26 protein-coding genes and 2 tRNA genes are annotated in these 25,608 nt (G+C 59.6%); 2 read left to right on the top strand and 26 right to left on the bottom strand.

Annotated features, from left to right (window positions below; genetic code table 11):
- Nucleotides 1–10: 10 nt before the first annotated feature.
- From E7002_RS06090 to E7002_RS06040, 11 genes are all read right to left on the bottom strand, one after another.
- Nucleotides 11–1,345, bottom strand: a complete 1,335-nt coding sequence (locus E7002_RS06090; RefSeq protein ID WP_303727971.1) for a coproporphyrinogen III oxidase family protein — start codon at nt 1,343–1,345, stop codon at nt 11–13.
- Nucleotides 1,346–1,419: 74 nt separating this feature from the next.
- Nucleotides 1,420–2,712, bottom strand: a complete 1,293-nt coding sequence (purD, locus tag E7002_RS06085; protein WP_303727970.1) for a phosphoribosylamine--glycine ligase — start codon at nt 2,710–2,712, stop codon at nt 1,420–1,422.
- An 82-nt stretch (nt 2,713–2,794) separates the two neighbouring features.
- Complete coding sequence (locus E7002_RS06080) at nt 2,795–4,090, bottom strand: adenylosuccinate synthase (RefSeq protein ID WP_303727969.1); 1,296 nt, start codon at nt 4,088–4,090, stop codon at nt 2,795–2,797.
- Nucleotides 4,091–4,183: 93 nt separating this feature from the next.
- Nucleotides 4,184–6,403 (bottom strand): ATP-binding protein, encoded by a 2,220-nt coding sequence (locus E7002_RS06075; RefSeq protein WP_303727968.1) that lies wholly within the window; start codon nt 6,401–6,403, stop codon nt 4,184–4,186.
- Complete coding sequence (locus E7002_RS06070; protein ID WP_303727967.1) at nt 6,396–7,661, bottom strand: DNA repair exonuclease; 1,266 nt, start codon at nt 7,659–7,661, stop codon at nt 6,396–6,398. Before E7002_RS06070 ends, E7002_RS06075 begins: the two co-directional genes overlap by 8 nt.
- Nucleotides 7,662–7,688: 27 nt before the next feature.
- Nucleotides 7,689–9,077: a replicative DNA helicase gene (gene dnaB / locus E7002_RS06065; RefSeq protein WP_303727966.1), complete on the bottom strand. Its 1,389-nt coding sequence runs from the start codon at nt 9,075–9,077 to the stop codon at nt 7,689–7,691.
- 216 nt (nt 9,078–9,293) lie between these two features.
- A complete protein-coding gene (rplI, locus tag E7002_RS06060) occupies nt 9,294–9,836 on the bottom strand; it encodes a 50S ribosomal protein L9 (protein ID WP_303727965.1) in 543 nt (180 codons plus the stop codon).
- 15 nt (nt 9,837–9,851) lie between these two features.
- The gene (rpsR, locus tag E7002_RS06055; protein WP_066660609.1) at nt 9,852–10,115 is read right to left on the bottom strand and encodes a 30S ribosomal protein S18; all 264 of its coding nucleotides are present in this window, start codon (nt 10,113–10,115) and stop codon (nt 9,852–9,854) included.
- A 21-nt stretch (nt 10,116–10,136) separates the two neighbouring features.
- Nucleotides 10,137–10,592: a single-stranded DNA-binding protein gene (locus tag E7002_RS06050; protein WP_303727964.1), complete on the bottom strand. Its 456-nt coding sequence runs from the start codon at nt 10,590–10,592 to the stop codon at nt 10,137–10,139.
- Between the two features lie 51 nt (nt 10,593–10,643).
- Entirely contained in the window at nt 10,644–10,937 is a 294-nt protein-coding gene (gene rpsF / locus E7002_RS06045; RefSeq protein ID WP_066660603.1) for a 30S ribosomal protein S6, read from the bottom strand.
- Between the two features lie 260 nt (nt 10,938–11,197).
- On the bottom strand, nt 11,198–11,728 hold the full coding sequence (locus E7002_RS06040; RefSeq protein ID WP_303727962.1) for a hypothetical protein: 531 nt from the start codon (nt 11,726–11,728) through the stop codon (nt 11,198–11,200).
- 176 nt (nt 11,729–11,904) lie between these two features.
- Here E7002_RS06040 and E7002_RS06035 point away from each other — a divergent pair.
- Nucleotides 11,905–11,996, top strand: a tRNA-Ser gene (locus E7002_RS06035).
- A gap of 827 nt (nt 11,997–12,823) precedes the next feature.
- On the opposite strand, the gene E7002_RS06030 is transcribed toward E7002_RS06035, so the two are convergent.
- The 10 genes from E7002_RS06030 to E7002_RS05985 all read right to left on the bottom strand — a co-directional run bounded on the left by E7002_RS06030 (nt 12,824) and on the right by E7002_RS05985 (nt 20,992).
- Nucleotides 12,824–12,916, bottom strand: a tRNA-Ser gene (locus E7002_RS06030).
- Between the two features lie 212 nt (nt 12,917–13,128).
- The gene (locus tag E7002_RS06025) at nt 13,129–14,385 is read right to left on the bottom strand and encodes a peptidylprolyl isomerase (protein ID WP_303727961.1); all 1,257 of its coding nucleotides are present in this window, start codon (nt 14,383–14,385) and stop codon (nt 13,129–13,131) included.
- A 419-nt stretch (nt 14,386–14,804) separates the two neighbouring features.
- On the bottom strand, nt 14,805–15,275 hold the full coding sequence (locus E7002_RS06020) for a hypothetical protein (protein ID WP_303727960.1): 471 nt from the start codon (nt 15,273–15,275) through the stop codon (nt 14,805–14,807).
- On the bottom strand, nt 15,275–15,544 hold the full coding sequence (locus E7002_RS06015) for an ACT domain-containing protein (RefSeq protein WP_303727959.1): 270 nt from the start codon (nt 15,542–15,544) through the stop codon (nt 15,275–15,277). The genes E7002_RS06020 and E7002_RS06015 overlap by 1 nt, the downstream gene beginning before the upstream one ends.
- Before the next feature lie 27 nt (nt 15,545–15,571).
- Nucleotides 15,572–16,132 carry a GTP cyclohydrolase I FolE gene (gene folE, locus E7002_RS06010; protein WP_303728009.1) on the bottom strand — a complete coding sequence of 187 codons (561 nt, stop codon included), beginning with the start codon at nt 16,130–16,132 and terminating at the stop codon, nt 15,572–15,574.
- 42 nt (nt 16,133–16,174) lie between these two features.
- Nucleotides 16,175–16,969 (bottom strand): exodeoxyribonuclease III, encoded by a 795-nt coding sequence (locus tag E7002_RS06005; protein ID WP_303727958.1) that lies wholly within the window; start codon nt 16,967–16,969, stop codon nt 16,175–16,177.
- Nucleotides 16,970–17,143: 174 nt separating this feature from the next.
- The gene (locus E7002_RS06000) at nt 17,144–17,788 is read right to left on the bottom strand and encodes a hypothetical protein (protein ID WP_303727957.1); all 645 of its coding nucleotides are present in this window, start codon (nt 17,786–17,788) and stop codon (nt 17,144–17,146) included.
- A gap of 89 nt (nt 17,789–17,877) precedes the next feature.
- Nucleotides 17,878–18,744 carry a phosphoribosylaminoimidazolesuccinocarboxamide synthase gene (locus E7002_RS05995; protein WP_303727956.1) on the bottom strand — a complete coding sequence of 289 codons (867 nt, stop codon included), beginning with the start codon at nt 18,742–18,744 and terminating at the stop codon, nt 17,878–17,880.
- A 25-nt stretch (nt 18,745–18,769) separates the two neighbouring features.
- Nucleotides 18,770–20,254 carry a cell wall metabolism sensor histidine kinase WalK gene (locus tag E7002_RS05990; protein WP_303727955.1) on the bottom strand — a complete coding sequence of 495 codons (1,485 nt, stop codon included), beginning with the start codon at nt 20,252–20,254 and terminating at the stop codon, nt 18,770–18,772.
- Nucleotides 20,255–20,278: 24 nt separating this feature from the next.
- A complete protein-coding gene (locus tag E7002_RS05985; protein WP_303727954.1) occupies nt 20,279–20,992 on the bottom strand; it encodes a response regulator transcription factor in 714 nt (237 codons plus the stop codon).
- Nucleotides 20,993–21,329: 337 nt separating this feature from the next.
- Here E7002_RS05985 and E7002_RS05980 point away from each other — a divergent pair, with 337 nt between their 5' ends.
- The gene (locus E7002_RS05980) at nt 21,330–22,634 is read left to right on the top strand and encodes a twin-arginine translocation signal domain-containing protein (RefSeq protein ID WP_303727953.1); all 1,305 of its coding nucleotides are present in this window, start codon (nt 21,330–21,332) and stop codon (nt 22,632–22,634) included.
- 71 nt (nt 22,635–22,705) lie between these two features.
- On the opposite strand, the gene hypB is transcribed toward E7002_RS05980, so the two are convergent.
- From hypB to E7002_RS05955, 5 genes are all read right to left on the bottom strand, one after another.
- On the bottom strand, nt 22,706–23,356 hold the full coding sequence (gene hypB, locus E7002_RS05975) for a hydrogenase nickel incorporation protein HypB (protein WP_066660580.1): 651 nt from the start codon (nt 23,354–23,356) through the stop codon (nt 22,706–22,708).
- A 153-nt stretch (nt 23,357–23,509) separates the two neighbouring features.
- Nucleotides 23,510–23,866 carry a hydrogenase maturation nickel metallochaperone HypA gene (locus tag E7002_RS05970; protein WP_066660578.1) on the bottom strand — a complete coding sequence of 119 codons (357 nt, stop codon included), beginning with the start codon at nt 23,864–23,866 and terminating at the stop codon, nt 23,510–23,512.
- Between the two features lie 3 nt (nt 23,867–23,869).
- On the bottom strand, nt 23,870–24,721 hold the full coding sequence (gene tatC / locus E7002_RS05965) for a twin-arginine translocase subunit TatC (RefSeq protein WP_303727952.1): 852 nt from the start codon (nt 24,719–24,721) through the stop codon (nt 23,870–23,872).
- A gap of 3 nt (nt 24,722–24,724) precedes the next feature.
- Nucleotides 24,725–25,318: a twin-arginine translocase TatA/TatE family subunit gene (locus E7002_RS05960; RefSeq protein WP_303727951.1), complete on the bottom strand. Its 594-nt coding sequence runs from the start codon at nt 25,316–25,318 to the stop codon at nt 24,725–24,727.
- 75 nt (nt 25,319–25,393) lie between these two features.
- A complete protein-coding gene (locus tag E7002_RS05955) occupies nt 25,394–25,597 on the bottom strand; it encodes a CASC3 protein CASC3 (protein WP_303727950.1) in 204 nt (67 codons plus the stop codon).
- Nucleotides 25,598–25,608: the final 11 nt, after the last annotated feature.

The following is a 25,608-nucleotide window of genomic DNA, read 5'->3' as shown; positions in this document are numbered from 1 at the left end:
GAAGCCAGCGCTAGAGAAGAGGCGAGCCCACCGAAATCTCGGGCGCAGCGGCGCAATTCTTGCCGTCGCCGAAGATGAGTTCACGCTCGAAGCCGGTAAGCTTGGCACGTGCCTGGTCGCGCAGGTTATTCACGCCGATGAAGAACTGGCGCATCATGGCAACCAGCAGGTAGCGGCCCTTGGGGGAAAGCGTGATCTCCTCGTCGTTGTTGACGTCGAAGGCGCCCACGGCCGACATGAAGGCCATTTCGGCTGGCAAGCCACGCTCAACCGACATGCCGAAGTCCTCCTTGAACTGCTTCTTATCGAGGCGCAGGCCAAAGAGCTGCATCATGAAGCGGTAGCGCATGCGATTGTGCAGCGAGAACGTCTGCTCGTCTTTCACGGAAAGCTTGCCCGCGGGAATGAGCTCGTTGTAATCGGTGACGCTGAAAGTGTTCACGTACAACTTGCCATTCAGATACGTAATGCCACCCGAACCAAGCGCAGGGTATTCCTCGTAGTCGACCACGTATTCGTCGATCATATCGCCTGCGGAGCGGTCGAACGTCCAGGCGCTCGACATGCTAAAGCCGCCTTCGGTAAGGGCATGCCAGATGATGTCGTAGTAATGAGCCTCGCGGCTGTAGTCGACCGCACCCACCGTAGCAGCGAGCGAGCGTTCCACCGAGGGAGACGCCATAAGCGGGTAGAACGTGGTCTGCGTCGCACCGCTTTCCAGCACGTAAGCCAAATCGGTAATGAGCATTTCCTCGGTCTGCGCGGGGAAGTTGAAGATCATGTCGACATTCATGGACTGGAAGTACGGAGAGGCAACCTTGATGCGCTCGAAAATCTCTTCGTTGGTGCCGTACTTTTCCAGACGCCCCATCTGCTTGAGCAGGCCATTATCGAAGCTCTGCACGCCCACGGAAAGGCGCTGCACGCGGCCTTCCAGCTTTTCCAGGTATTCCGGAATGAGGTGATTCGGATTCGTCTCGCTGGAGACTTCCTTGATGGAGAACATCTCGCGAGCCAGGTCGATCGTCTTGCAGAGCTCGTCGATCATGATGGTGGGCGTGCCACCGCCAATGTAGACGCTATCGAAGTCGTAGCCCCTGTCGGCGAGCATACGCATTTCGGTGCGCAGGTTCTCGAAATACGGCTTTGCGCGATCCTCGGCAAAGGGGAATCGATTGAACGAGCAATACGGGCACAGGCGCTCGCAGAACGGAATATGCATATAGAGCATATAGCGCTTACCCGGCTGAGGGCCCGGAATGTCGTGCTCCTTGCATGGGGAGAGTTTCAGAAAGTCATCCATGCATCCACGAATGACACGTGAGAGAATTCGTTCTTCGAGCATTGCCAATCCTTTTCACACACAGGGGACGCATGCGCGTCCCCCTCAATTACTCTGAGTACCCCCTATGATGCGGGCTAGTCCCAGGAAGCGCGCCCCGCTGCGGCTTTCGCGCCAATGTCGGTGCGCAGCTGCTTGCCCTCGAAGTTGATGCAGTCGCATGCCTCGTACGCACGCTCGCGCGCCTCTTCGAACGAGCTGCCCAGGGCAACGACGTTCAGCACGCGACCGCCGTTGGTGATCAGCTCGCCATCGGTGTTGAACGTGGTGCCCGCATGGAACACCGTAACGCCCGGAAGCTGCTCGGCTTCGTCGATGCCCAGAATGACCTTGCCCTTCTCGTAGGCGCCAGGGTAACCCTGGCTGGCCAGAACCACGCACACGGCCCATTCCTCGCGCCAGGAGAGTTCGATTTCCTGGGGAGCGCCCTTGGCAACGGCCTCCATGATGCTCACCAGGTCGCCCTGGAGACGTGGAAGGATGACCTGCGTTTCGGGATCGCCGAAGCGGGCATTGAACTCCAGGACCTTCGGGCCCTGGGGCGTGAGCATGAAGCCGCCGTAGAGCACGCCGCGGTAATCCTGCTCGAACGGCTCGCGCGCCGTGGCAGCTGCCGCATCTTCCATGATCTTCGTCATGGCAGCGAGCTCTTCGTCGGTAACGATGGGCACAGGAGAGTACACGCCCATGCCACCCGTGTTCGGGCCCAGGTCGCCATCGTAGGCGCGCTTGTGGTCTTGTGCAGTGGCCATGCAGAAGGCCTTGCCGCCGGAAACAAACGCCAGCAGCGAGCACTCGGGACCCGTAAGGCATTCCTCGACGACTACGCGGCTGCCAGCCTCGCCAAAGGCACCGGTGAAGCAGCTGCGCACAGCATCGACGGCGGTTTCCACGTCGCCCGCCACGATAACGCCCTTGCCCGCGGCCAGGCCATCGGCCTTCACCACGATGGGAGCGCCCATGTCGCGCACGTACTGCTCGGCCGAAGCGGCGTCGGTGAACGTGCCATACGCGGCCGTGGGGATGTTATTGTCCAGCATGAAGCGCTTGCTGTACGTCTTGCTGCCCTCGAGCTGGGCACCCTGAGCGCTGGGGCCAAACACCAGCACGCCCGCCTGGCGCAGCACGTCGGCCACGCCCGCTACGAGCGGAGCCTCGGGGCCAATGACCACCATGTCAATATCGTGATCGCGGCAGAAGCCAACCAGGGCATTGCCGTCGGTAATGTCGAGGCCGGAAACGTTTTCGGCTACCTGGGCCGTGCCACCATTGCCGGGAGCAGCATACAGGGTGCTGCAACGCGGCGAACGAGCCAGCGCCCAGCAAATGGCGTGCTCGCGTCCACCGGAACCCAGTACCACGATGTTCATGTTGTTAGCTCCTTCTTTCATTCACGATAATAGGTGAACATACCACACGGCTTCGTTCCGCGGGGAAACGAAGCCGCTTCAATTACTTCGACTGCCAGCCGCGGAAGATTGTCTGGTCACGGTCGGGGCCTACGGCAATGATGCTCATGGGCACGCCAACCTTTTCCTCGAGATAGGTAACGTAGGCCTGGGCGTTTTCGGGCAGCTCCTCGAAGGAACGGCAACCGGTGATGTCCTGGCCCTTCCAACCGGGAAGCTCTTCGTAGATGGGCTTCACGTGGTTGGGATAAAGCGCCGACTGCTGCATGGGGAAATAGTCGTACGTCTTGCCGTCGGCCTCGTAGCCCACGCACACCTTGATGGTGTCGAACGCGGAAAGCACGTCGAGCTTAGTGAGCGCCATGTCGGTAAGGCTATTGCAATCGGCCGCGTAGCGAGCGATAACCGCATCGAACCAACCACAGCGACGCTTGCGACCCGTGGTAACGCCGTACTCGCCGCCGATTTCGCACAGGGCCTCGCCGTCTTCGTCGAACAGCTCTGTGGGGAACGGGCCGCTGCCCACGCGCGTGATGTAGGCCTTCGAAATGCCAATGACGCGGTCGATAGCCTTCGGGCCCACGCCCGTGCCGATGCATGCGCCGCCAGCACAGCAGCTGGAGCTGGTTACGAACGGATACGTACCATGGTCGATGTCGAGCAGGGTGGCCTGCGCGCCTTCGAACAGGATGTTCTTGCCCTCGGCCAGCGCAGAGTTCAGCAGCTGAGCGGTCTCGGCCATATGGGGTCGAATGATCTCAGCGTACGGAAGGTACTCGTTGCAGATCTGGTCGACCGTGTAGGGAGCCATGCCGTACACCTTTTCCAGGATCTGGTTCTTCAGCTCGAGCGCTGTTTCCAGCTTCTGGCGGAAGATATGCTCGTCGAGCAGGTCCTGGATGCGAATGCCCGTGCGGGCGGCCTTATCCTGATAGCAGGGGCCAATGCCGCGGCGGGTCGTGCCGATTTCGTTCTTACCCAAGCGCATTTCGGAAGCGCCATCAAGGTCGATGTGATAGGGCATGATAACGTGCGCATCGCAGGAAATGACCAGGTGCTCACAGGAAATGCCCTGCGCCTCGAGCTTCGCCATCTCATCGACGAGCACGCGCGGGTCGACCACGACGCCGTTGCCGATAACCGGCGTGATTCCCTCGTACATAACGCCCGAAGGAATAAGATGCAGCGCGAGCTTCTTGTCGCCATGGATTACCGTATGGCCGGCGTTGTTGCCGCCCTGGTAGCGAACGACGTAATCGAAATCGCGCGAGATGAGATCGGTGATTTTGCCCTTGCCTTCATCGCCCCACTGGGCGCCGACGAGCACGGTGCTGGGCATGGTACTTCCTTTCCTCAGAAGAAAATGCGGGATGCGTTTCGCGAGCGCCCCAAACACCTGCGTTTGGGCTGATAACGCCGCGTGCCTAACCCGCTATGCACAATCGCCCATTATATATGACAGCTCGACCACATGAGCATCGCTGGCGACATCCTGCATAAGCCTTACAACTTCCCTGTGGCACGTGAGGATGATGACCTGCCTGCGCGTTGCCAGAAGCGCCAATGCACGGGCCGCCCCCTTCCTGCGCGACTCATCGAAATTCACCAGGATGTCGTCGGCAACGATGGGCACGTTCACGCCCACATTACGAGCCGTCATAAGCAAGGTGATACGCAGGCTAAGGTACAACTGCTGGCAAGTGCCCAGAGAAAGCACCTCGATGGCGCATGGCTCACCGTTCGCACGCACCGCTTCGAGTGCGCCTTCACGACTGATGCGCACCTGCGACCAGGCGCCATCGGTCATGAGCGAGAACAGCTCGGATGCCTGGCGGTACACCGCTGGCTGGCTGTCGCCTTCCCACGAGGCAATGGCCTCTTCCAGCATGCGACGCGCCAGAAGCAGGCGCGCGTAATCTTCCAGGGCGTCCTGCATGCGCGTACGCAACATGTTCTGGGCAAGCTTCGCCTCGTCAAACGCCTTGGCATGACGCGCCTGCCCCAACGTGGCGGAAAGCTCGCCATACCGGGCATTGACGCTTTCCATGGTGCGCAATTGGGCATCGCGCTGTTCGGTGCGCAGGCGCAAGCGCTCATCAATGACGGAGAGCGGAGCGCTGCCTTCCTGACCCAAAGCGGAAAAGGCGTTCCGACTATCGGAAGAGCAGCGATCGAGTGCTTTCTGGATTGACGCGCGCTGAGACTCGATGGACTGGCGGCGCTGGTCGAGCAGCGTGGCCTGAGCCCGCAGCTCGCCCGTCTCGTCAAGCAAGGCCCGGGCGCGACGCAAGCTGCCCCGAGCACGCTGCATGCCCGCTTCGGCCAGGAACTCGTCTACCCTGCGGTTATGTTCGGACAGCGCCTCTTCGCTCACCTGAAGCTTGCGCTTGTCCTTCTGCATGACCAGCTGAGAGTCGCGCAAACGTGCCTCCACGTCTTCCTCCATGCGGTTGGGGCGGAAGAGCATGACGATGGCAGCAAGCGCCATAATGACGGCGGAAAACACCAGCGCAACGCCAAGCACGGTGATGGAAAGGCTGGAAATATGGCGGCCGCGCACGAACACGTAGGTACCCGCCACGGCGAACAAGATGGGCAGTACTGCGGAAAGGGCGACCTGCAGGCGCTTCTGGCGCGTAGCGCGCTCCTGGAGGCGCTTCACGTCATCGGCTTCCTCCAACGCCTCGTGTCCCGCCACCGAAAGCGCGTAGTCCTGCTTCGCCAAAGCAACGCCATGTTCCAGGCGATTCCGCTCTTCGGCCATGTCGTCGAGCGATTCGCGCAGCGTGCGTTCCTCCACGGCATCGAGCCGCAGGTAGCGCTCGCCACGACGGGCTTCGAGCTCCGCTTCCTCAGCTTCTAACTGGGACATTTGTTCATCAAGCGCGGCAAGGTCGGCGGAAAGCCGTTCGGATTCGTCCTGAGCATGGAGAAGCGCCTCGCGCTGGGCGGTAATCGACTCGATCTCCTGGTTCAGGCGAACGACGGCACGCTGCAACTCGACGCGGCGCTTGGCAAGCTCGGCCATCTCACCGTCTTCGCGACGATAGCGCGCAGCCTGGGCCTGGGCCTCGTTCACTTGCGCACGCACCTCATCGAGACGTGCCTGTATGTTGGCAATGGAATTGCCCTTCGCAGCGGCACGCGAAAAGCAATCGGAAAGCGATGCGTTGAGGGCGCGCACGGCGCCCGCCGGAGAGGATGCCGTACCGGCACCTGCAGTGAGCAGGCGCGACGTTACGTCTCCCACATGCCCCAAGCTGCGAAGCTCGTCGGAGTCGAGCGAGAAGATCGTTCCGTACGTTTCAGCATCGATGTCGCTGATGATCGAGGGGTGCGGGTCGGGCTTGATGCCCTCGGCATTGCGCACGCGCGTGCAGCGGACGACATCAGGACCGCCATCTTCGGCGAACTCGAGCGTCACGGCGCGCTCGGAATGAGCGGGACGATAGGTATTGCGCTCCATGCGCGCATCGGGCCAGCCAAACAGCACACCGCCAATGGCCGAGGCCAACGTGGTCTTCCCCGATTCGTTCGGACCGAACACCACGTTCAGCCCCGGAGCAAACGGACCTACCTCGCGCCGCGCGAAGGCACCATAGGCGTCCATAATCACGCGCTTCAGATAATGCGTTCCCAGCCGGTTAGTCATCGGTAGGACCTCCCAGCAAATCGAGCACTTCCTCTTCGGCTTCGCGTATAAGACGGTCGATGTCCCGCACACACGACGAGGGAAGCTGCAGGCTATGCGCCAGGAATTCGTGCTGCAGGTAATCTACCTGATCGCTCGGAGAATCCTCCATGAGAGCAGACTGCGCGAGCAACGCCGAGGGGAACAGCCCCTCCGCCGCCAAGGCGGCACGGTCGATGGGCTGGCTCGTACGGTCGATGAGGGCATCGCAGAAGAAGACGGGGTACCCATCGTTGATCTGCTGGCGCAGGTCCTCCACCACGCCAGGCTGGCGCAAGATGTGATGCAGGGGCGTCTTGCCCACCAACGTTACGCGTTCGACCATTTCCTCGCACTGGGCGTGGCCGTTCGCCGTAAACAGCTCGCGCATGATGGCATCATGGCAATCGGTGAGCGTGGCACATTCGGATATATCCACCGTGAGCTTCTGCCACACCACGCTGGCCAGGGGAACAAACTCCGCCTGGTTCGGGGCACCCTCTTCCAGCGTGACCACATAGCAGCCGCGCGACCCCGTCTCCTTGATGTCGCGACCCTGAATGCATCCGGAAAAGACCAGATGGGGATCGATTGGCGTGTCGAAGTACGGTTGGTGGATATGGCCCAGCGCCCAATAGTCGAATCCTGCGGCGCGAAGCTCGCGCGGATCGGTGGGCGCCTTGATGTTGTCGAGATGCAAGCCCGTATGGAGCACGCCCACGCCGAAGGGGGCTTCCACGCCTAGAGCCGCCTGGGCAGCAGTCTTCGTAATGCCCGCAGCCAGGTTCTCCTCGGCCGAAACCGTCTGATTGTAGTACCCACGACCCCCCAGCACGCACAGGGGCTCGCCGTCGCGTTCGTACAGGAAGAACCCTGGCTGCGATGCGGGAAACATGTGCACGCTTTCGGGAAGGCGCACGTAGGAATTTTTCCAGCTGGTATACGGATCGTGATTGCCCGTGCAGAAATACACGGGAATGCCGGCATCGGAAAGGCGCTTCATGCCGTCGGCGAAGTGCAGCACGTCGCGATATGACGGCTGCGCGGCATCGAAAATGTCGCCCGCGATGGCCATGAAATCAACTTCGCGCTGAATGGCCAGGTCGATAAGACGATCAAACGCCTCGGGAATAGCCTCCACCATGCGATCGGCCCAAGCGGGCGAAAGCGCGCGCAGCCCCCTGAAAGGCGCGCCCAGGTGAAGGTCGGCGGTGTGGATCCATGTAATGCGCTTGCTCATGGTAAGAGTTTAGCGCACCGGCCCCATTTAGATGCCCCCGAATCGGCTATCGTCAATGTAGTTACCAAATGCCGTGTTCTCGGCCGACCAGGAAAGCGTGATGTCGCGCGTGGAACCGTTACGGTGCTTGGCTACGATGAGGTTTGCCGTGCCCAGGTCGGGGCGTTCATCGGATTCGGCCTCTATCTCGTCCATGCTTCGGTCGATAAACATAACGATGTCGGCGTCCTGCTCGATGGAGCCCGATTCACGAAGGTCGGAAAGCATGGGGCGCTTGTTCTTGCCACGCTGCTCGACGGCACGAGAAAGCTGCGACAGAGCAATAACGGGCATGTCCATTTCCTTGGCCAGAACTTTCAGGCCTCGACTGATTTCGCCAACCTCGACGGCGCGGTTGCCGTCTTTGCGAGCTTGGGGCGGGTTCATGAGCTGCAGGTAGTCGACGATGATGAGGCCCTTGTCCTTGTTGCGCAGCTCGCGGCGCGCCTTGGCGCGGGCCTCCAAAATGGAAAGCGAGGGCGTATCGTCGATGTAGAGCTCTACGTTGGAAAGGCGGGTAATGGCATCGGCCAGAGCCTGCCAATCGGATTCGCCCAGGAAGCCGCCACGCACCTTTTCCAAGCTGATGCGCGCTTCCGCGCACAAGATACGCTGGACGAGCTGGGACGCACTCATTTCCAACGAGAAGAACGTGGTGGGAAAGCCAGCTTTCGCCGCGTTGGTGGCAAGGTTCAAAGCGAACGACGTTTTGCCAACACCGGGGCGAGCGGCAAGAATGACCAAGTCGCCGCCGCGAAAGCCGTGGAACAGGTTGTCGACGTCGGTAAAGCCCGTGGGCACGCCCGCCATATGCGTCTTTTGTTCGGCAAGCTTCGTAATGTCGTCGAATGCTTCGGTGAGCAGCGTGGTAATGGGCGAAAACGTAGAGGACACGCGCTGCTCCGTAACGCTGAACAGCGTTTTCTCGGCACTTTCGACAACCTCGTTCAGATCGTCGGGCGCGTCGTAGGCCATAGCCGTGATCTGGGCGGAGGCACGAATAAGGTCGCGCAGGATGGAGGTACGCTTCACCACGTCGGTGTGCATAATCCAGTTCGTGAGCGCGAAAGTGTTGTCGGCCAGATCGACCAGGTACGACTTCCCACCGGCAGCTTCGAGCTGGCCCGACGCGCGTAGGTTCTCGGCAAGCGAAATCTGGTCGATGGGCAGGTTGCGCGCATGCAGTTCGCACATGCTGCGGAATATGATCTGATGCGCGGGACGGTAGAAGTTCTCGGGGATGAGCTTCGAAGCCACCTCGTCGATGGCTTCCTGATTGAGCATGCACGCAGCGAGAACCGATTGTTCGGCTTCGATGTTATGCGGGGTTTCCTTCGATCCGCCCTTCGAAAGAGCCGGTTCATTGTAATCGGGCATGCGTGCTCCCTAGTTCCTTCTTCATCGTGCGATTCCGTTATAGTACACCAGATTGCAATCCAATATAACCGCTGTTCAAGTGGCGTTTTTATGGTCGGATGCGAAGGTTGGGTTTTCCACAACGGCAAAGGAAAACCCCCTTGGCATAACCTGTGCCTTCGGGGGTTTTCCACATTTTCCACCGTCTAGGACAGTGGAAAAGATTTTTTGGCTGAACTATTCAGCGGCCTCTTCGGCAGCTTCCTCTTCAGCGGCTTCCTGCTCGGGAGCTTCCTCGATGATGCCAGCTGCGGCAGCGGCAGCAGCGATGGCCTCGGGGTCGCCAACGATCATCTTGATCGTGGCCTTAATGTCGCGATGCAGGGCAACGGTGGCCTCGTGCTCGCCAGCCGTCTTGATCTGAGCCTTCAGGTCGATCAGACGACGGTCGATCTCGACGCCCAGCTGTTCCTTCACAGCGTCGGCGATCATCTGAGCGGTAACGGAACCGAACAGCTGGCCCTCTTCGCCCACGCGGGCGTCGATCTGAACGGTGGTGCCGTCGAGGGTTTCCTTCAGCTGGTTGGCAGTAGCCGTGCGGGTCTCCTCGCGCTTGGCGATGTTGTGACGGCGCATTTCCAGCTGCTTCAGGTTACCCTTCGTGGCCTTGACAGCCACCTTCTGCGGGAGCAGGAAGTTGTTGGCGAAACCGTCGGCAACTTCGATGACGTCGCCTTCGACTCCCCTCCCCTTCAGCTCTTGAAGCAAAATAACTTTCATGGCTATCCTTTCGAACTAACCGCGATTGCGGCGATCGCCACGGCCGCTGATGGACGGCACGGCGTACGGCATAAGAGCCATCTCGCGGGCGCGCTTCACGGCGTTCGCGATGTCGCGCTGATGCTGGGTGCAGGCACCCGTGACGCGACGAGGCTTGATTTTACCGCGGTCGGTTACATATTTACGCAGCATCTGGGTATCTTTGTAGTCGATGTACTCAGTGTTTTCCTTGCAGAACTGGCAGTACTTACGACGAGGCTGCTTCACGTAATCAGACATTACATACCTCTTTCGTGATCCCTAGAACGGGATGTCTTCATCGTAGACCGAAGCATCCACCGCTGGCTGGGGCGCAGGCGCAGGTGCAGCAGCAGGCTGGCTGTAGCCACCGTTGCTGTAACCGCCATTGTTATAGCCGCCGTTGTCGCCACGCGGGGTCATGAATTCGATTTCGTCGACAATGACCTCGAGTTTGCTGCGCTTCTGTCCATCGCGTTCCCACTGGCTCCAGCGAAGCTTACCTTCGATGGCAACCTTGTTTCCCTTGCGCAGGAAACCGGAAATGCTCTGGGCACGCGAACCGAACATGGTGCAATCGACGAAGTTGGGATAATCTTCCCACTCGCCAGTCTGCGGGTTCTTGCGACGATCGTTTACCGCCACGCCGAAGCCCAGAACCGCCATGCCACTGCTGGTCTGGCGAAGATCGGGATCGCGCGTGAGATTGCCGCTGATAACAACTCGATTGATGCTCATAGTCTCTTCCTATCCTTGCTTAGAGGGCAAGCCCTCTCCGAACAAATTTGCTTAGTCGCGGTCAGCGCGGCACACGATCATGAAACGCTTCACGGCATCGGTAATGCCCAGCACGCGATTCAGCTCTGCAATGTGTTCGGGTTCTGCATGGAAGTTGACGAGCGTGTAGTCACCCTCGGTCAGGCCATCGATTTCGTACGCAAGCTTGCGCTTACCCCACTCCTCGGTCTCATCGATCACGCCATTGCCCTCGGCGATGGTGTTCGCGATACGCGTGGAAACGTTGGTACGGGATTCTTCGTCGATCGACGGAGCGACGAAATACAGCAATTCATAAGCCTTCATCGGCTCACCTCCTCCTGTGGACTTACGGCTTCGGGCATTCTTTCCTTTCCCGAAGCAGGAATAGCTTTGTCATACTAGCAAACGCATATTGCACGCGCAAGCACACGTACGCTCCCTTTCACAAAACCTGCAGCGCGCCACCCGAACGTTGCCTTTAAGCTTGAGCGAACGCAGTGACACCACGGCACTAAAAAGGTCGCGAAAAGCTTGCATAAAAATGGCGACTGGGTCACCCCAGCCGCCACGACGTGATTCATGCGCTATTCCGCAGCACCTGTGGACTCTTGACCCGCTTCCGCAGCGGCCGCCTCGGCTTCCGTGGCGGGTTCCGCCGGCACGTCGGGCGTGAGCATCATGAAGTTCGGAGCGGGGCCAATGTAGACGGGCTGGGAGGTCACCTTCGGGAAGGCGCCTTCCTCCTTGGCCTCTTCGTACAGGTACCCAATCGCATAGCCCTCGGGTTCGCCCGCCATGCCACCCTCGGCAATGAGAGCGTCCTTGGTGCCATCGTCGGTTTCCACGTAGCCGTCGTAGCAGAGCGCGTAGGCATCGGCGCCACGTACGTTCTGCACGGTATGACGAGCAAGGTTGAAGCACTGCTGCGTATCGTCGGCAGGATGCGATTCCAGGAACAGATTCTCCTTCACGGCGAGGGCGGTGAAGGGAACGACGCTCTCGCCCTTTTCCAGACGCTCGCGCGCTTCCTTCAGCGAGGCGATGAGCACGGCCTGCAAGCGCTCGGGGATTTCGGGAATACTCTCGAGCGTGTCTTCAACGATTCTATCGGCCATAATGCCTCTCCTTTCGAGCTCCCGGCCTGGTGCGGGATTCTATGCTGCTAGTAGTATAGGGCATTTCACACGTGGGGTTTTGAATAAACGGCGAAGACGAAAAACGCATTTGCCGTACGGCCGTCGAATGCTGTATACTTCGTATTCGCTGCTTTACAGGCAGCCATTCGGTTTATGGAGAGATGTCCGAGCTGGCCGAAGGAGCACGATTGGAAATCGTGTATGCCCCAAAAGGGTATCTGGGGTTCGAATCCCCATCTCTCCGCCATGATTGTTATAGCGAGCCCCGAAAGGGGCTCGCTTTTTTATTCCGATCGCGTCGTCCTGCCGGGGATGCCCTTCAGGTCACCCGCTCCGCTGTTCGCTCGGTTTCGCCCCTCGACGGGGCGAAACCGTCGCTCATGCGCTGCGCTGGTTCATGCCTTTACTTGCGCTCAGCTAAGCTGAGCGCATTAGCTGGCGTTCACAGTGACCTTGCGGGCATCCCCGGCAGGACGACAATCGCCAGCATAGAAGCGAGCCCCTCCGCCACCCTCCCATTCGCATGGCGGAGCGTTGGTAGGCTCTTCGGGTCGGCTTGGGGCGTATCCGGGTTCGCTGTCCACCTCATCGATTCGAATCCTTTCCGCCCAAACGGCCGCGCACCTCGTAAACGAGCAAATTCAGCCGGCAAAATGTAAGAAATGTCGTCGTTTACACGCTTGCAGCTCTCCGAGATTCTGCATAGGAAATAGCGACCAGGGACAATACCGATACAAAAGGGCGGGACGCCCCCTTTCGCTCCGTTGGAGAGCCAAAAGCGCCAAGATTACCGTGTAAACGACGACATTTTTGCAAAAACGACCCCGTATTTTGCTCGTTTTCGTTCTGACACCCGTTTAGAAATAGGACCTGCGTGTTTACCATGGCGGAGGAGGAGGGATTCCTGCGTTCGCCGCGCGAACGCCGACCCCTCCCTCACAGGCTCGGTCGGGCAAAACGCTACGCATGCCCCACTGGGGCATGCGCTAAACGCGTTTTCACCTCATCGGTTCGAATCCCTTCCATCCCGAAAAATAAAAAAGCAGGCCCGTTGCCGGACCTGCGTGTTTACCATGGCGGAGGAGGAGGGATTCGAACCCTCGTTACCCGGGTTACGGGTAAAACGGTTTTCGAGACCGCCGCATTCAACCACTCTGCCACCCCTCCGTGAGGTGCAATTGGGTATGGTAGCAGTTTTGCGCCCCTGGGACAACGGGAGAAACAATCCGCACAGAAATTTGCTGCTGGGGCTCGCTGCCCGGACGAGGAACGATTGGCTTCGCCTCCGTTCCTCGCCAGCGCAACTCGACGGGATCGCAGCATACAAAACGACCCGGGAGAGAGCCCGGGTCGTCGCATTCGCGAATATGGAGTATCGCTTAATTGGTGGTCGTCGACGAGCTTGAGGAGCTATCGGTGCTCGAGGAAGACGAGCTAGAAGAGCTCGCGCTATCCGTCGAAGAGGTCGAAGCATCGGTGCTCGTGGAGCTGTCCGTGGACGAGCTATCGGTGCTGCCGCTATCGGTGGTAGCAGAGCTGTCGGTGCTCGTGGAGTCCGTCGACGTGCTCGTAGAATCGGTGCTCGTGCTGTCATCCGTCTGATACTTCGACATATCCAGGTCGTACGGCAGGTCGGAAGGCATGTCGGCCGTCCAAATGTCGGCCTTATCCTTGTAGTCAGACAGCCAGTTGTTGTAAGCCGTGCTGGAGTTACTGCTCTTCACCATGGCGCGCACGTACTCAACCAGAGCCTCGGGAGCCTGGTCGAGGCTCGTTACCTCGTCGGGAGCCGTGTAAACTTCGGTGCACTTGATGATGTGGATGCCATAGTCGCTGGTGACAAGACCGCTCACCTGGCCAGCCTCAAGGCCGTCGAGCGCCGTCTGATAATCGGTAACGAAGGAATTCAGCAGGTCCCAGCCCACATCGCCGCCATTTTCAGCAGAGGCGGTGTCGGTGGAGTACTGCTTGGCGGCGTCCTCGAAGGAAATCTCACCGTTGTTGATCTGGTCGAGCACCTGCTGGGCCGTAGCCTCATCGTCGCTGCTGAACAGGATGTGCGAGGAACGCTTGGCACCCGAGAACGCAGAAGCGTACTGGCTGACCATGGAAAGCACTTCGTCGTCGGTAGGCTCGATGTCCTCGTCGCTTACCACGACTTCCTTCAGCTTGCTTTCCAGCATGGCGGTACGCACGCTGTCACGATACTGGTCTTCGGTAGTGCCGGCAGAGGAAAGGGCCTGCTGCCACGCATCGTCGGAAGAGTAGTTCGCCTTCATCTTCTCGACCTGCTCGTTGACTTCGTCGTCGGTGACCTCGACGCCATTTTCAGCGGCAGCCTGAACCTTCAGCTCCTTTTGAACGAAGTAATCGATAACCTCGGAACGCACGCTCGAGGGGTCGAGGCTATAGGATGCCATCCAGTTGCCCCAGTCCTCTTCGCTTTCCAGGGACTGCGAAGAGCGGAACGATTCGATGTAGTCGGTGATGGTCTGCTCGGAGATTTCCGTACCGTTCACCGTGGCGGCAACCGAGTCGCTGGAGCTGCTCGACGAAGAGCAGGCTGCCAGGCCGAATAGGCATGCGACCGAAAGGGCCGCAGCGCTTGCCGCACGCGCAACAAATGAAGTGTTCATACGTGCCTTCCTTGCATAATTGCAGTTCTGTAGACGTTCCAATTTTCCCATAGCGGAGAATTGGCAGTTCGGTTTGCACAATATGACCACGTTACTACAAAGTCGTTACACCGTGTGGCGTCACTTTTTCCCAAGACATTTGCATTCTTTGCAGTTACGAGAGCGAATCGAGCGTTACTCAACCTTGGTCTCTCGCCTTTTCCCACAACATCATTATTTTTTTCGACATCTATTCTTGACGGAGAATAATATATGGCCTATAGTGTAGTCACTCTTCCAAAAGCATTAATGCTTTCTCGTCTGGTAAGGGGGCCGCGCAAGCGGCTCTTTTACCGTCTGGGACCCTTCTCCCCAGACGAATGAGCCCCTCCATTCTCAGGCAGGAATGGAGGGGCTCGTGGCTTATCTGCGCCTGGCAGCTATGCGTCCAATCGAGGCAAACTCTTCAACGCATGCCAAACAAGTTGCTTGCCCTGGGGCGTTTCCATGTTCTGGGCTATCTGCGGAAGCAGGCGGACTTCCCTGCCCTGCACGCGCTGCGTAGCGTGAGGCGCAGCCTGAAGGCGGTACGCCTGGGAAAACAAGCGAGCTGCTTCCTCCCCCGCGCACACCAACGCAATGGGGTCGAGCCCCTCGACGACCTCATACAACGCATCGGCCGGCAACGCTTGCCCGGCAACGCTTACGAACGTGACGCCATCGGCGCCATACCCAAGGGCCTGGGCGGACTTGACAAGCGCCTCGCGCGCGGCATCGGTGCAATCCGCGCCCGCGAGCACCACGAACAGACCCGCATCGTTCCCAGAAATTAGCTGGCCATACGCACGGAACACGTGCGCACGGCCAGCGCTATACGGCCCCCAAGAGGCCATGTCCGCGCGAGCAGACATTAGATCTTGTACATGAAGTCGAAGACGTCCTGACGCTGCAGCGTAATCTGCACGCCAAGCTTCTCGGCGGTCGCAGCGAGCTTTTCCTGGACCTCGTTGAAATCGGCCGTGTCGGTATCGAGCGTGACCATCATAGTCATGCTGAAGATGCCCGACAGGATGGTCTGGGAAATATCATCGATGTTCGCATGGCATTCGGACAGAACCGCGGAAACGGCGGCAACGATGCCGCTACGATCTTTGCCGAGTACGGAAATTACGCAACGCATGTACAAGTTCCTTTCGTTGAACTGCTACTACCGGAAAATAAGGGAAAGCGCTTCGGCGCGCGTGGCATGGTTCTTCTCAAATGCGCCGCGCACGGCACTGGTCGTGGTCTTCGAACCAGGCTTCTTCACGCCGCGCATGCTCATGCACAGATGCTCGGCCTCCATAACTACGATGACGCCCTGAGGATGAAGCTGTTCGATGAGCGTATCGGCAATTTGGCTGGTAAGGCGCTCCTGCACCTGCGGGCGGCGCGCATAAGCATCCACCAGGCGTGCGAGCTTCGAAATGCCGCAGATGCGACCATCGCTGGCCGGAATGTAGGCCACATGCGCCTTGCCGAAGAAGGGCGCCAGATGATGCTCGCACATGGAATAGAACGGGATGTCGCGCACGAGGACCATTTCCTCGTGATGCTCGTCGAAGGTGGTCTCGAAGTATTCGGCCGGGTCGGCGGCAAGACCGGCAAAGCACTCGGCGTACATCTTCGCCACGCGCTCCGGCGTCTTCAGCAGGCCCTCACGATTCGGGTCTTCGCCCACGCCCTCCAGAATGAGGCGCACGCCCTCCTCGACCTTCTTCAGGTCCATCGTCTTGCCCGAAATATCGAGTTCGTTGCTCACGTAGTCTCCTTATGCGTCGAGTTCCAGCGACACGGGACAATGGTCGCTGCCATAAATATCGGAATGGATGAGCGCCATGCGCACTTTGTCGCGCAACTGCTCGCTCACCAGGAAATAGTCGATGCGCCACCCCGCATTGTTCTCGCGCGCGTGGAAGCGGTAGCTCCACCAGGAATAGGCGCCCGTCGTGTCGGGGTTCAGCATGCGGAAGGTGTCGATGAAGCCCGCGTCGAGCAGCGTGGTGAACTTCTCGCGTTCCTCGTCGGAAAAGCCAGCCTTGCCACGGTTGGGGCCAGGATTCTTCAGGTCGATCTCGTTATGGGCGACGTTGAAATCGCCGCACATAACAACGGGCTTGGGCTCGGCGGTATGGGGACCTTCGGGCGTGGTGCCCTCTTCCAGGCCCTTGCAGAACTCGCGGAACGCGTCGTCCCATTCCATGCGCCCGTCGAGGCGCGCAAGCTCGTTCTTGGCATTGGGAGTGTATACGCACACGAACCAGAACGCCGGGAACTCGAGTGCGCAAATGCGACCCTCGCCAGCGGCATCGAGCTCGGGACGGCCCATGCTATGCAGCACCTGGAGCGGTTCGACGCGCGAATACACCGCCGTGCCCGAATAGCCCTTGCGATCGGCGTAGCTCCAATAGCTGGTATAGCCAGGAAATTCCAGGTCGATCTGGCCTTCCTGCAGCTTGGTTTCCTGCAGGGCAAACACGTCGGCATCAAGCTGCTCGAACGACTCCGCAAAGCCCTTCTTCGCCACCGCCCGCAGGCCATTCACATTCCACGAAACGAGTTTCATGACCATCCTCTGTTTGCCACTTTACTTGGGAAGAGTATACCGCCCCTAGCAAATGCCACGCCCCTTACGCAAATCGCAGCGTAGGGAAAACAGAAGATAGGTCAAGGACGACCAAAAAGAGCCCGGCTTCGCATGTGCGAGAGCCGGACTCGAAGCAATCTATGAGCGAAACCGCTATTCGGCGGAATCCTTCTTGGCGAACTTGGCCTTCAGGCCACCCAGAGGGCTCGTGCGGTTTTCCTTGGCAGCAGCGCGCTTGGCAGCGTCGAGAGCCTCGCGCTCGGCACGCTCTTCCTCGGCCTTCTTCGCAGCGGCCTTGGCAGCCTTACGCTGACGCGTGGCTTCCTTGGAACGGGAGCCGGCGGCGTTCGCAGCATAGTTCTTCCGAATCTTGCGCACCTTCACCACATCGATGGCAATGGACACGATGAGCAGCGCATAGCCCAGACCCAACAGAACGTAGCTCACCCATACCAGGTCGGCAGGCAGCCACATCTGCAGCGCGAACGACAGAATAGTGAGGATGAGCGCAGCGGCAATGGAAACCCACCAGTAGCGACGCCACTTCTTGTATTCGGGCGTAGCCGGATCGTAGTAGCGCGCACGCTCTTCGCGCGACGCAGCACGAGATTCTGCGCTTTCCCGCGGGCGCTTCTTCTGGCCAAACAAGCCCGTCTTCTCGGGCTTCTTCGCGCCTTCAATGCGAACGCTCGATGCGGCCTTGGTTGCCGGCTTGGCGGATGCCGCGCTGCGGCGGGTCTTGCCCTTATGTTCGTCGGCGTTCTGATAACGCTCGTTCATAGGATTACGCTGGGACATGGGTTCTCCTCGATGGATATTGCAAACTACCATGCAAGAAAACCGCCGCGACGGCATTGCGCCCGCGGCGGCCCTGCAAGTTGACTATTTTACAGCGAACGACCCGTAATGAGCTCGTAAGCCTGCGTGTATTTCTGGCTGGTAGCCTGAATGACGTCGGCTGGCAGATGCGGCGGCTCGCCCGTGCGATCCCAATTGGCGTTGAGCCAGTTGCGCACGAACTGCTTGTCGAAGCTGGGCTGCACTTCGCCTTCCTTGTACGTTTCCACACCCCAGAAGCGGCTACTATCGGGCGTGAGCACTTCGTCGGCCAGGATGACTTTGCCGTCGATGACGCCGAATTCGAACTTGGTATCGGCGATGATGATGCCGCGCTCTGCCGCGTGGTTGGCGGCCTTCGTGTACACGGCAAGCGTAAGATCGCGAAGATCCTGAGCGGCTTCGTCACCCACGAGCTTGGCGCACTGCTCGAAGCTGATGTTCTCGTCGTGGCCGCCGATTTCGGCCTTCGTGGAAGGCGTGAACAGGGCCTCGGGAAGCTTGGAGGCTTCGGTGAGGCCAGCGGGCAGACTAATGCCGCACACCGTGCCGTCGGCCTGGTAAGACTTCAGGCCGCTACCGGTGAGGTAACCACGCACGATGCATTCCACGGGGAACATTTCGGCCTTGCGCACGAGCATGAAACGGCCATCGAGGTACTCGGACCAGGGCTTGAACTGTTCGGGCAGATCGGCCACGTCGGCGCTGATGAGATGATTGTCCACTACGTCGGAAAGCAGTTCGAACCAGAAGCACGAGAGCTGCGTGAGCACCTTGCCCTTGTTGGGAATCTCGTCGGGAAGGATGTAGTCGAACGCGGAAATGCGGTCGGTTGCCACAAGCAGGAGCTTATCGCCCAGGTCGTACAGATCGCGCACCTTGCCCTGTGCATCGGGCTTGATGTCAATGGGGTTCATGAACGTGCTTTCCTTTCAGAATGGTCTAGCGGGGCTCTTCCCCGGATTCTGCTTCCTCATTATGCGCTTCGAACGAGCGCTTCATACGCTGCTTGTAGGATTTCACGCGCTCCTCACTGAAGAGCGGAATGTACATGGTGAACGTGGAACCCACGCCCTTTTCGCCTTCCACGCGGACCCAGCCTTCGTGGATGTCGGCAATTTCCTTCACCAGGGAAAGGCCAACGCCCAGACCGCCCTGAGCGCGATTGCGCCCAGCGTCGGCACGCCAGAAGCGGCTGAACACCATCTTGGCTTCTTCGGGCGAAAGACCGATGCCCGTGTCGGCCACGGCGATAGCGGCGTTTTCGTCACCCTTGCTCACCGTGACGGTAATGTGGCCTTCGGGCGTGTAGCGCACGGCATTCGAAATGAAGTTTGCCGTGGCCTGGCGAATGAGGTCGGGGTCGCCGTAGACGTACACGTCGGGGTCGGCCGAATAGCGCAGCTCCAGACCCGAATCGGCCACGAAGGCCTCGTGCGTGGAAACGATGCTCTGGATGAGCTCGCCCACGTTCACGATCTGCATGTTCGTGCTTACGGAACGGTTTTCCAGGCGCGAGAGCTTCAAGATGGCGTCTACCAGGCGCGAAAGGCGCTGGACTTCGGAGTTCACCGTTTCCAGGCGTTCCTGGTCGGCCGCAAATACGCCATCGACCATGGCTTCTACCGTAGACTGAATGGCCATGAGGGGCGTTCGCAGCTCGTGCGCGACGTCGGTGGTGAGACGGCGTTCGAGCTGACGGTCCTTCTCGACCGATTCTGCCATGGCATCGAACGTTTCGCCCAGCTTGGCAATTTCGTCGTCGCCATGCAGCTCGGTGCGCGCCGAAAGGTTGCCATCGCCAAACGACTTGGCGGCCTTGGCGATGCGTCGAATGGGTTGCACCAGGCCACGCGCAAATACGAAGCCCAAGAACAGGGCCAACACCACGGCAAGCGCGGTGGAGAACACCATAGCCTGGTAGCTCTTGTTGCGGAATTCCTGGTCGGCCTGGGTAAGAAGCGTACTAGAGCCGTACACCCATACGCGCACGGTGCCCACATCCTGGCCGTTGGCGTAAATGGTGGCCTGCGCCATGGAATCCTTGCTGGTAGGGGCAAGGGATATCTGCTCGGCGCTATCGGTGGTGCGCGAGTCGTCGTAGAGAATGGCACCGGTGGAATCGAGCACCTGCACGCCCACGCCATTGGAAAGCTCACTTGCAGACGAAGCGGGCGTGAGCGCGCCATTGTACCAATCGTTGCTCTGTTCGTACTTCGACCCAATGGCCGAAGCGGTAGTGGAAGCGATGCGCTGCATATTCTCGCGCGTGTAGGTCTGGAAATGCTGTTCCCACACGAACGAGAGCACGCCAAAGGCAACCAGAGCCGTCATGGCCGAAACCAAGGCAAACGCTGCGGTTACGCGCGTAGTATACGTAAGATTTCCCCAGCGCTTCTTATGCTTGCCCGACCGAGACTCGCGCATGCGCCTTCCCCCTGTTGCAGTAGCTTACTGGCCCTGCTTGGTGGGATCTTCGAAGCGATAGCCCACGCCATGCACCGTGTGCAGCCAGGTGGGGTTACGCGGATTATCGCCGATCTTCGCGCGCAGGTTCTTCACGTGAGAGTCGATGGTGCGCTCGTAGCCTTCGAAGTCGTAGCCGAGCACCTTTTCCACCAGCTCCATACGGGAGTACACGCGACCGGGATAGCGGGACAGCGTGGTGAGCAGCTTGAACTCGCTGGCCGTGAGGTCGACTTCCTCGCCGCGCACGAGCACCTTGTGGCCCGACACGTCGATGGTGAGGTCGCCGAATTCCAGAACCTCGCGCTGGGGTTCCACGTCGGAATGCACGCGGCGGAGCAGCGCGCGGACGCGGGCAACCAGCTCGCGGGGGCTGAAGGGCTTCACCAGGTAGTCGTCGGCGCCCAGTTCCAGGCCGATGATGCGGTCTTCCACTTCACCCTTTGCGGTAAGCATGATGATGGGCACATCGGAGTTGTCGCGGATGGCGCGGCAGACGCGCTCACCGGGAACGCGCGGAAGCATGAGGTCGAGAATAACGAGGTCGAAGTGGTGCTTGCTGAATTCCTCGAGGGCCTCCTGGCCATCGCCCGCAGCCGTTACCCAGTAGTTTTCACGCTCCAGGTACGCCGCCACTGCATCACGAATCGCCTTTTCGTCTTCCACGAGTAGAATGCGTCGCGTTTCGTTGTTGCTCATGTATGCCTCTTCTTTCCGATAGTTTAGCGCTTATGGCAACTTGAACAGGAGTTCTAAGCGGAATATGCCATGTACGTAACATGCGAATGCGTTTATTGTAGCAATTGCACTTAAACACCGCTGAAACCCCGTGTCAAATGACACAATAAACGTGAAATGATACACCTGCAAGAGGATGAAGGAGCGCATGGACCGCAGACCCGGCCAACGTAGGCCCGCGAACAGGCCTTCCGCCCAGTCGCGGCGCAAGGGCACATCGGGTTACGCGCGCCCCAGCACCCAAACGCGGGCAACTCGCGTTCGCAACACCACTCCCCCCAGTGCATCCATGCGCGGCATGGGAAACCACCGCTCCGCACGAGGAGCCGGGCGCCCACGCGCAAGCAAGGCCAACCACGCAGGCGCAAGCGGCACGCTGCTCACCAGGCGTCACTTCCTGTATGGCGCCATCGGCGTGGGTGCAGTCGCAGCCGTGGGCTTTGGCGCGAACACGCTCATCCAGCAGCGAAACGCCGCATCCAGCACCATCTCCACGCTTTCGGTACCCGCAAGCAACGTTTCCACGCTCGACGATTACGCGGAAATCGAACTGGCGAACGCCTTCGAGCAAGTAGGCGAATACGAGCTCCCCTACGGCACGCTCATGTGGTGCAACGACGACTCCATCGCCACGTGCCTCATCCCTACCGAAACCGCTTCCCCGCTTACGCAGATTGGCGTCATGAAGCTTTCCAGCGGCAACCTGGAAACGGTGGTCGATGCGGCGAATGGCGCCTCCGACGGCTTCGAGATCTACGATGTGCGCGGCACGTCATCGGGCCTGGTATGGACGGAAGCCAACATCTTCGAAGGAACCTGGCGCATCCTTACGGCCACGCTCAGCTCCTCCAATTCGGTGGGCACGGCCCATGTCGTGGATAGCGGCGATTCCTCTACCGAAACGCCCTCCATCGCAGCCGTCGATGGCTACGCGTACTGGGTTGTCATGCCCCCTGCGGGCGCCGACAACGAGAAGACGGGCACCGCGCAGCTCAAGCGCGCGCAATTCGGGCAGGAAAGCGCCCAGACGGTATACGAGGGCACGGGTCGCATGGCCGCGCCCCTCTACGGCGCCAGCGACGGCGTGGTTATCACGCCCCGCCACCCCGATGGAACTTCGTACTTCCAGCTCGTTCACGTAAACGGCTCCACGGGCGAAGTGGATGACAGTATTACGCTCCCCTCGGCCATGCAGCCCGTCGAAGCTGGCTATGGCAACGACCGCTTCTCGTTCTGCTTCGAAGCCATCTACAGCTATGGCGACGGCATTGCGAACCTAGGCACGTACACGCCCACAACCAACCCCAACGGCAATTACAGCAGCGCTTCGTGGTTCCGCTTCGGGCGCACGCCCCTGGCACCTCCCGCATGGTGCGGCGATTGGCTCATCGTGAAGTCAAGCCAATCGGTGGTCGCCATCAACTTCGCCTCGAAGTCGTACTGCACGTTCGGCATCATCAGCGGCGCCACCAGCTGGGGCGATTACCTAGCCATGAACGGCACGCACGACCGCGTGGTTACCATCAGCCAGATCAACGAGGTAGACACCGAAAGCAACGCGAACCAAACCTGCACGGTTCGCGTTTGGAAACCCCTCTCGTAACGACAAAGGCGCCGCTGGTTCTCTCCCAGCGGCGCCTTTTGCATATGCGGGGTTACGCGCAGCCTAGCAGGCTACAGCGCGCGAATCTGCTCGGCGAGCCATTCGGCCCATTCCTCCACGCCATCGCCCGTGGTGGCGCTGATGCGGAACACAGGGGCCTGGGGGTTCAAACGCTCGATATGGCTATCGAATGCCTCCTCGTCGAAATTGAACACGGGCATGGTGTCGACCTTGTTCAGGATGACCGCCTGAGACACCTGGAACACGCCCGGGTACTTCAGCGGTTTGTCGTCGCCTTCGGGTACGGAAAGAATCATGACCTTGGCGTTCTCGCCCAGATCGAAATCGGTCGGGCACACCAGGTTGCCCACGTTTTCCAGGAGGATGAGGTCGAGATTGTCCAGGTCGAGCACGTCGACCGCGCGCTTGATCATGTCGCTTTCCAAGTGGCACGCCCCACCGGTGTTGATTTGCACGGCGGCGATGCCCTGGGCCTTGATCTTCTCGGAATCGACGCTGCTGGCGATGTCGCCTTCGATGACGGCAATGTTGAACTCATCGCGCAGAGCCTCGATGGTGGCAAGGATGGTAGACGTCTTACCCGAACCAGGGCTTGCCAGAATGTTCAGCACGAATACGCGCTTCTCCGCGAACAGACGGCGGTTTTCCTGCGCAAGGCGGTCGTTCTTGTCCAGAATGGGCTGCTTCATATCGATATGCATGACATGCGCTCCTTCGACGTTGTTTCAGGCGCTATTATGGCACAACCCTGCACACGAATACGCAAGATTGTGTGAAAGCGCGTATCAGACGGCCGCAAGTGCAAAAAGGGCCGCACGCTTTGCGCACGGCCCGCAATGGCAATGAAGCGATTGCTACTCTTCGGGGATGTCAACCTCGATATTGTCAATCTGCAAATCGCGCCCCGCAAGCAGCTCGGTGGCAATGGAGCCGCATTCCGGGCAGGTCATGTGGAAGCGGTCATGATCGAACTCGACGCCGCATTCCAGGCACCTGCTATGAGGATGAACCATGGTGAGGTTCAGCTTGGAACCCTCCATGAGTTCGTTACCCTCCGTAAGCGCCTCGAAGGCAAAGACCAGGCAGTCTTCGATGGCTTCCGTCATCTCGCCCACCGAAAGGTTCACTTCCAGCACGCGGGTGGCTCCCGCATTGCGAGCGGCTTCGGAAACGGCGTCGACGACGCCCGTCATCATGCCCAGCTCGTGCATGGCCTAGTCTTCCGACTCACGCTCGAGCTTGCGCTGACGCTGACGTTCGGCCCATTCGGCTTCCCATTCGGCGTCTTCCTTGGCCTGCTGTTCCATTTCGAGCTTCTGCTGCTTGATGCGGCGACCCAGCACCAGGCGGGATGCCAGCAAGCTGAGCTCGTACAGGGCCAGCATGGCGCCAAACAGCAGAACCATGGTGACGGGAGAAGCATCGGGCGTAATGAATGCGGAGAGCACCATGAGGCCGATGTACACCTCGCGCCACAGGGAACGCAGCTTGGCATACGGAACGATTTCGAAGATGGTGAGGTAGAACACCACCAGGGGAAGCTCGAACGCGATACCGAAGCCAATTTCGAACTTGATGATGATGTCGACCCACTTGTCAGCCTGGGGCGTAATGGTGGCGAAGCCGGCCGCTTGGTCGGTGAGCCACTGGAACGCCGGGTCGAGAATGATGTTGTAGCAGAACACCGTACCGAACACGAACAACGCGCAGGCGATGGCGAACGTGGGGATGAACCACTTGCGCTCGTTGGGCTTCAACGCGGGCAGGAAGAAGGCCAGCAGCTGCCAGATGATAACCGGCATGCAAGCAACCACCGATGCCCACAGGGCAATGGTGAAGCGCACCGCGAAGGCGTCGAACGCGCCCAGGACGATCATGGTCACGTTGCCATTGGCGTCGGTGGGCATGTATTCAGCTACGGGTGCAAGCAGGAACTGGGACAACGTAGGAGTTGCCATGTAGAAAACGCATACGGCAATAAGCATGCAGACCACGATGCGAACCAAGCGCATACGCAGTTCGCCCAGGTGATCGAAGAGGGGCATTCGCGCAGGACCGATAGGCATGTCTTATTCCCCCTTCTCTTCCTTGGTGGCAGGCTTGGCCTCGGCCTTGCTGCCGGCGGTTGCATTCTTCTTGGGAGCCGAAACGGGCTCGGGAGCCTTAGCACCGCTGGACGCGACCTTGCGCGCGGGGCGCTTGGCAACGGGCTTCGTACCATACAGCTCGTCGGCAGAAACCTTGGGAGCGACCTTCTTCGAGGCCTCTTCCTTGGGCGCAGCTGCCGCTGCTACCGCGGTTGCGCCCGCAGCCTCGGCGGCCTTCTTGGCCTCGTTGGCAGCCTTGCGCTCCTCGGCAGCCTTGCGCGCAGCACGCTGCTTGTCGTAACGAGCCTTGCGGGCTGTGAAGCTTTCGCCCTTGTCTTCCTTCTTGACGTCGTTCTCAATCTTGCTGATAGCGTCGAGAGGGTTCTTGAACGGATCCTCGGCGTCGGGATCGTAGACTTCCTTTTTGATGACATCGCTCATTTCGTTTTGAGCGTTGCGGAACTTGGCGATAGCGCGACCAATGGTCTTCGCCATTGCCGGAAGCTTATCGGGCCCGAAGATAAGGAACCCGAAGAGCAAAATGAGCAGTAGCTCGTTTGCACCAATTCCAAACAATGAAAACCTCTTACTTACTACCGTGCGACGCTTTCGCGCCTACCGTTACCAAACGTGAAATTCTACCGTATTCAACTACGCTGCGCCACCCGAGAGGAAACTGAGGGCAACCGTGGGCACGCCAAGCGCGAGAACGAGAATGATGCACACGATGACGATACCAATGCGCTTCAGACGCTCGGTGCGCTCCTTCTTCAGGCGGGCTGCTTCCTCGCGTGCGCGGGCCGCTTCAAGCCGTGCCTCGCGCTGCTTGGCAGACATCTTCTGCTTCTTTGCCATGGTACTTCCTT

It is taken from the genome of Denitrobacterium detoxificans, from assembly GCF_015062615.1.
GTDB lineage: Bacteria > Actinomycetota > Coriobacteriia > Coriobacteriales > Eggerthellaceae > Denitrobacterium > Denitrobacterium detoxificans_A.
The sequence above is the reverse complement of the archived record's forward strand: the minus strand, read 5'-3'. Positions and strand labels throughout refer to the sequence as shown.

What these genes read in the sequence shown, in the direction of transcription:
- E7002_RS06090 (WP_303727971.1), bottom strand. Translation starts at nt 1,345, where the DNA reads ATGCTCGAAGAACGAATTCTCTCACGTGTCATTCGTGGATGCATGGAT.
- purD (WP_303727970.1), bottom strand. Translation starts at nt 2,712, where the DNA reads ATGAACATCGTGGTACTGGGTTCCGGTGGACGCGAGCACGCCATTTGC.
- E7002_RS06080 (WP_303727969.1), bottom strand. Translation starts at nt 4,090, where the DNA reads ATGCCCAGCACCGTGCTCGTCGGCGCCCAGTGGGGCGATGAAGGCAAG.
- E7002_RS06075 (WP_303727968.1), bottom strand. Translation starts at nt 6,403, where the DNA reads ATGACTAACCGGCTGGGAACGCATTATCTGAAGCGCGTGATTATGGAC.
- E7002_RS06070 (WP_303727967.1), bottom strand. Translation starts at nt 7,661, where the DNA reads ATGAGCAAGCGCATTACATGGATCCACACCGCCGACCTTCACCTGGGC.
- dnaB (WP_303727966.1), bottom strand. Translation starts at nt 9,077, where the DNA reads ATGCCCGATTACAATGAACCGGCTCTTTCGAAGGGCGGATCGAAGGAA.
- rplI (WP_303727965.1), bottom strand. Translation starts at nt 9,836, where the DNA reads ATGAAAGTTATTTTGCTTCAAGAGCTGAAGGGGAGGGGAGTCGAAGGC.
- rpsR (WP_066660609.1), bottom strand. Translation starts at nt 10,115, where the DNA reads ATGTCTGATTACGTGAAGCAGCCTCGTCGTAAGTACTGCCAGTTCTGC.
- E7002_RS06050 (WP_303727964.1), bottom strand. Translation starts at nt 10,592, where the DNA reads ATGAGCATCAATCGAGTTGTTATCAGCGGCAATCTCACGCGCGATCCC.
- rpsF (WP_066660603.1), bottom strand. Translation starts at nt 10,937, where the DNA reads ATGAAGGCTTATGAATTGCTGTATTTCGTCGCTCCGTCGATCGACGAA.
- E7002_RS06040 (WP_303727962.1), bottom strand. Translation starts at nt 11,728, where the DNA reads ATGGCCGATAGAATCGTTGAAGACACGCTCGAGAGTATTCCCGAAATC.
- E7002_RS06025 (WP_303727961.1), bottom strand. Translation starts at nt 14,385, where the DNA reads ATGAACACTTCATTTGTTGCGCGTGCGGCAAGCGCTGCGGCCCTTTCG.
- E7002_RS06020 (WP_303727960.1), bottom strand. Translation starts at nt 15,275, where the DNA reads ATGTCTGCTCGCGCGGACATGGCCTCTTGGGGGCCGTATAGCGCTGGC.
- E7002_RS06015 (WP_303727959.1), bottom strand. Translation starts at nt 15,544, where the DNA reads ATGCGTTGCGTAATTTCCGTACTCGGCAAAGATCGTAGCGGCATCGTT.
- folE (WP_303728009.1), bottom strand. Translation starts at nt 16,132, where the DNA reads ATGGACCTGAAGAAGGTCGAGGAGGGCGTGCGCCTCATTCTGGAGGGC.
- E7002_RS06005 (WP_303727958.1), bottom strand. Translation starts at nt 16,969, where the DNA reads ATGAAACTCGTTTCGTGGAATGTGAATGGCCTGCGGGCGGTGGCGAAG.
- E7002_RS06000 (WP_303727957.1), bottom strand. Translation starts at nt 17,788, where the DNA reads ATGTCCCAGCGTAATCCTATGAACGAGCGTTATCAGAACGCCGACGAA.
- E7002_RS05995 (WP_303727956.1), bottom strand. Translation starts at nt 18,744, where the DNA reads ATGAACCCCATTGACATCAAGCCCGATGCACAGGGCAAGGTGCGCGAT.
- E7002_RS05990 (WP_303727955.1), bottom strand. Translation starts at nt 20,254, where the DNA reads ATGCGCGAGTCTCGGTCGGGCAAGCATAAGAAGCGCTGGGGAAATCTT.
- E7002_RS05985 (WP_303727954.1), bottom strand. Translation starts at nt 20,992, where the DNA reads ATGAGCAACAACGAAACGCGACGCATTCTACTCGTGGAAGACGAAAAG.
- E7002_RS05980 (WP_303727953.1), top strand. Translation starts at nt 21,330, where the DNA reads ATGGGAAACCACCGCTCCGCACGAGGAGCCGGGCGCCCACGCGCAAGC.
- hypB (WP_066660580.1), bottom strand. Translation starts at nt 23,356, where the DNA reads ATGCATATCGATATGAAGCAGCCCATTCTGGACAAGAACGACCGCCTT.
- E7002_RS05970 (WP_066660578.1), bottom strand. Translation starts at nt 23,866, where the DNA reads ATGCACGAGCTGGGCATGATGACGGGCGTCGTCGACGCCGTTTCCGAA.
- tatC (WP_303727952.1), bottom strand. Translation starts at nt 24,721, where the DNA reads ATGCCTATCGGTCCTGCGCGAATGCCCCTCTTCGATCACCTGGGCGAA.
- E7002_RS05955 (WP_303727950.1), bottom strand. Translation starts at nt 25,597, where the DNA reads ATGGCAAAGAAGCAGAAGATGTCTGCCAAGCAGCGCGAGGCACGGCTT.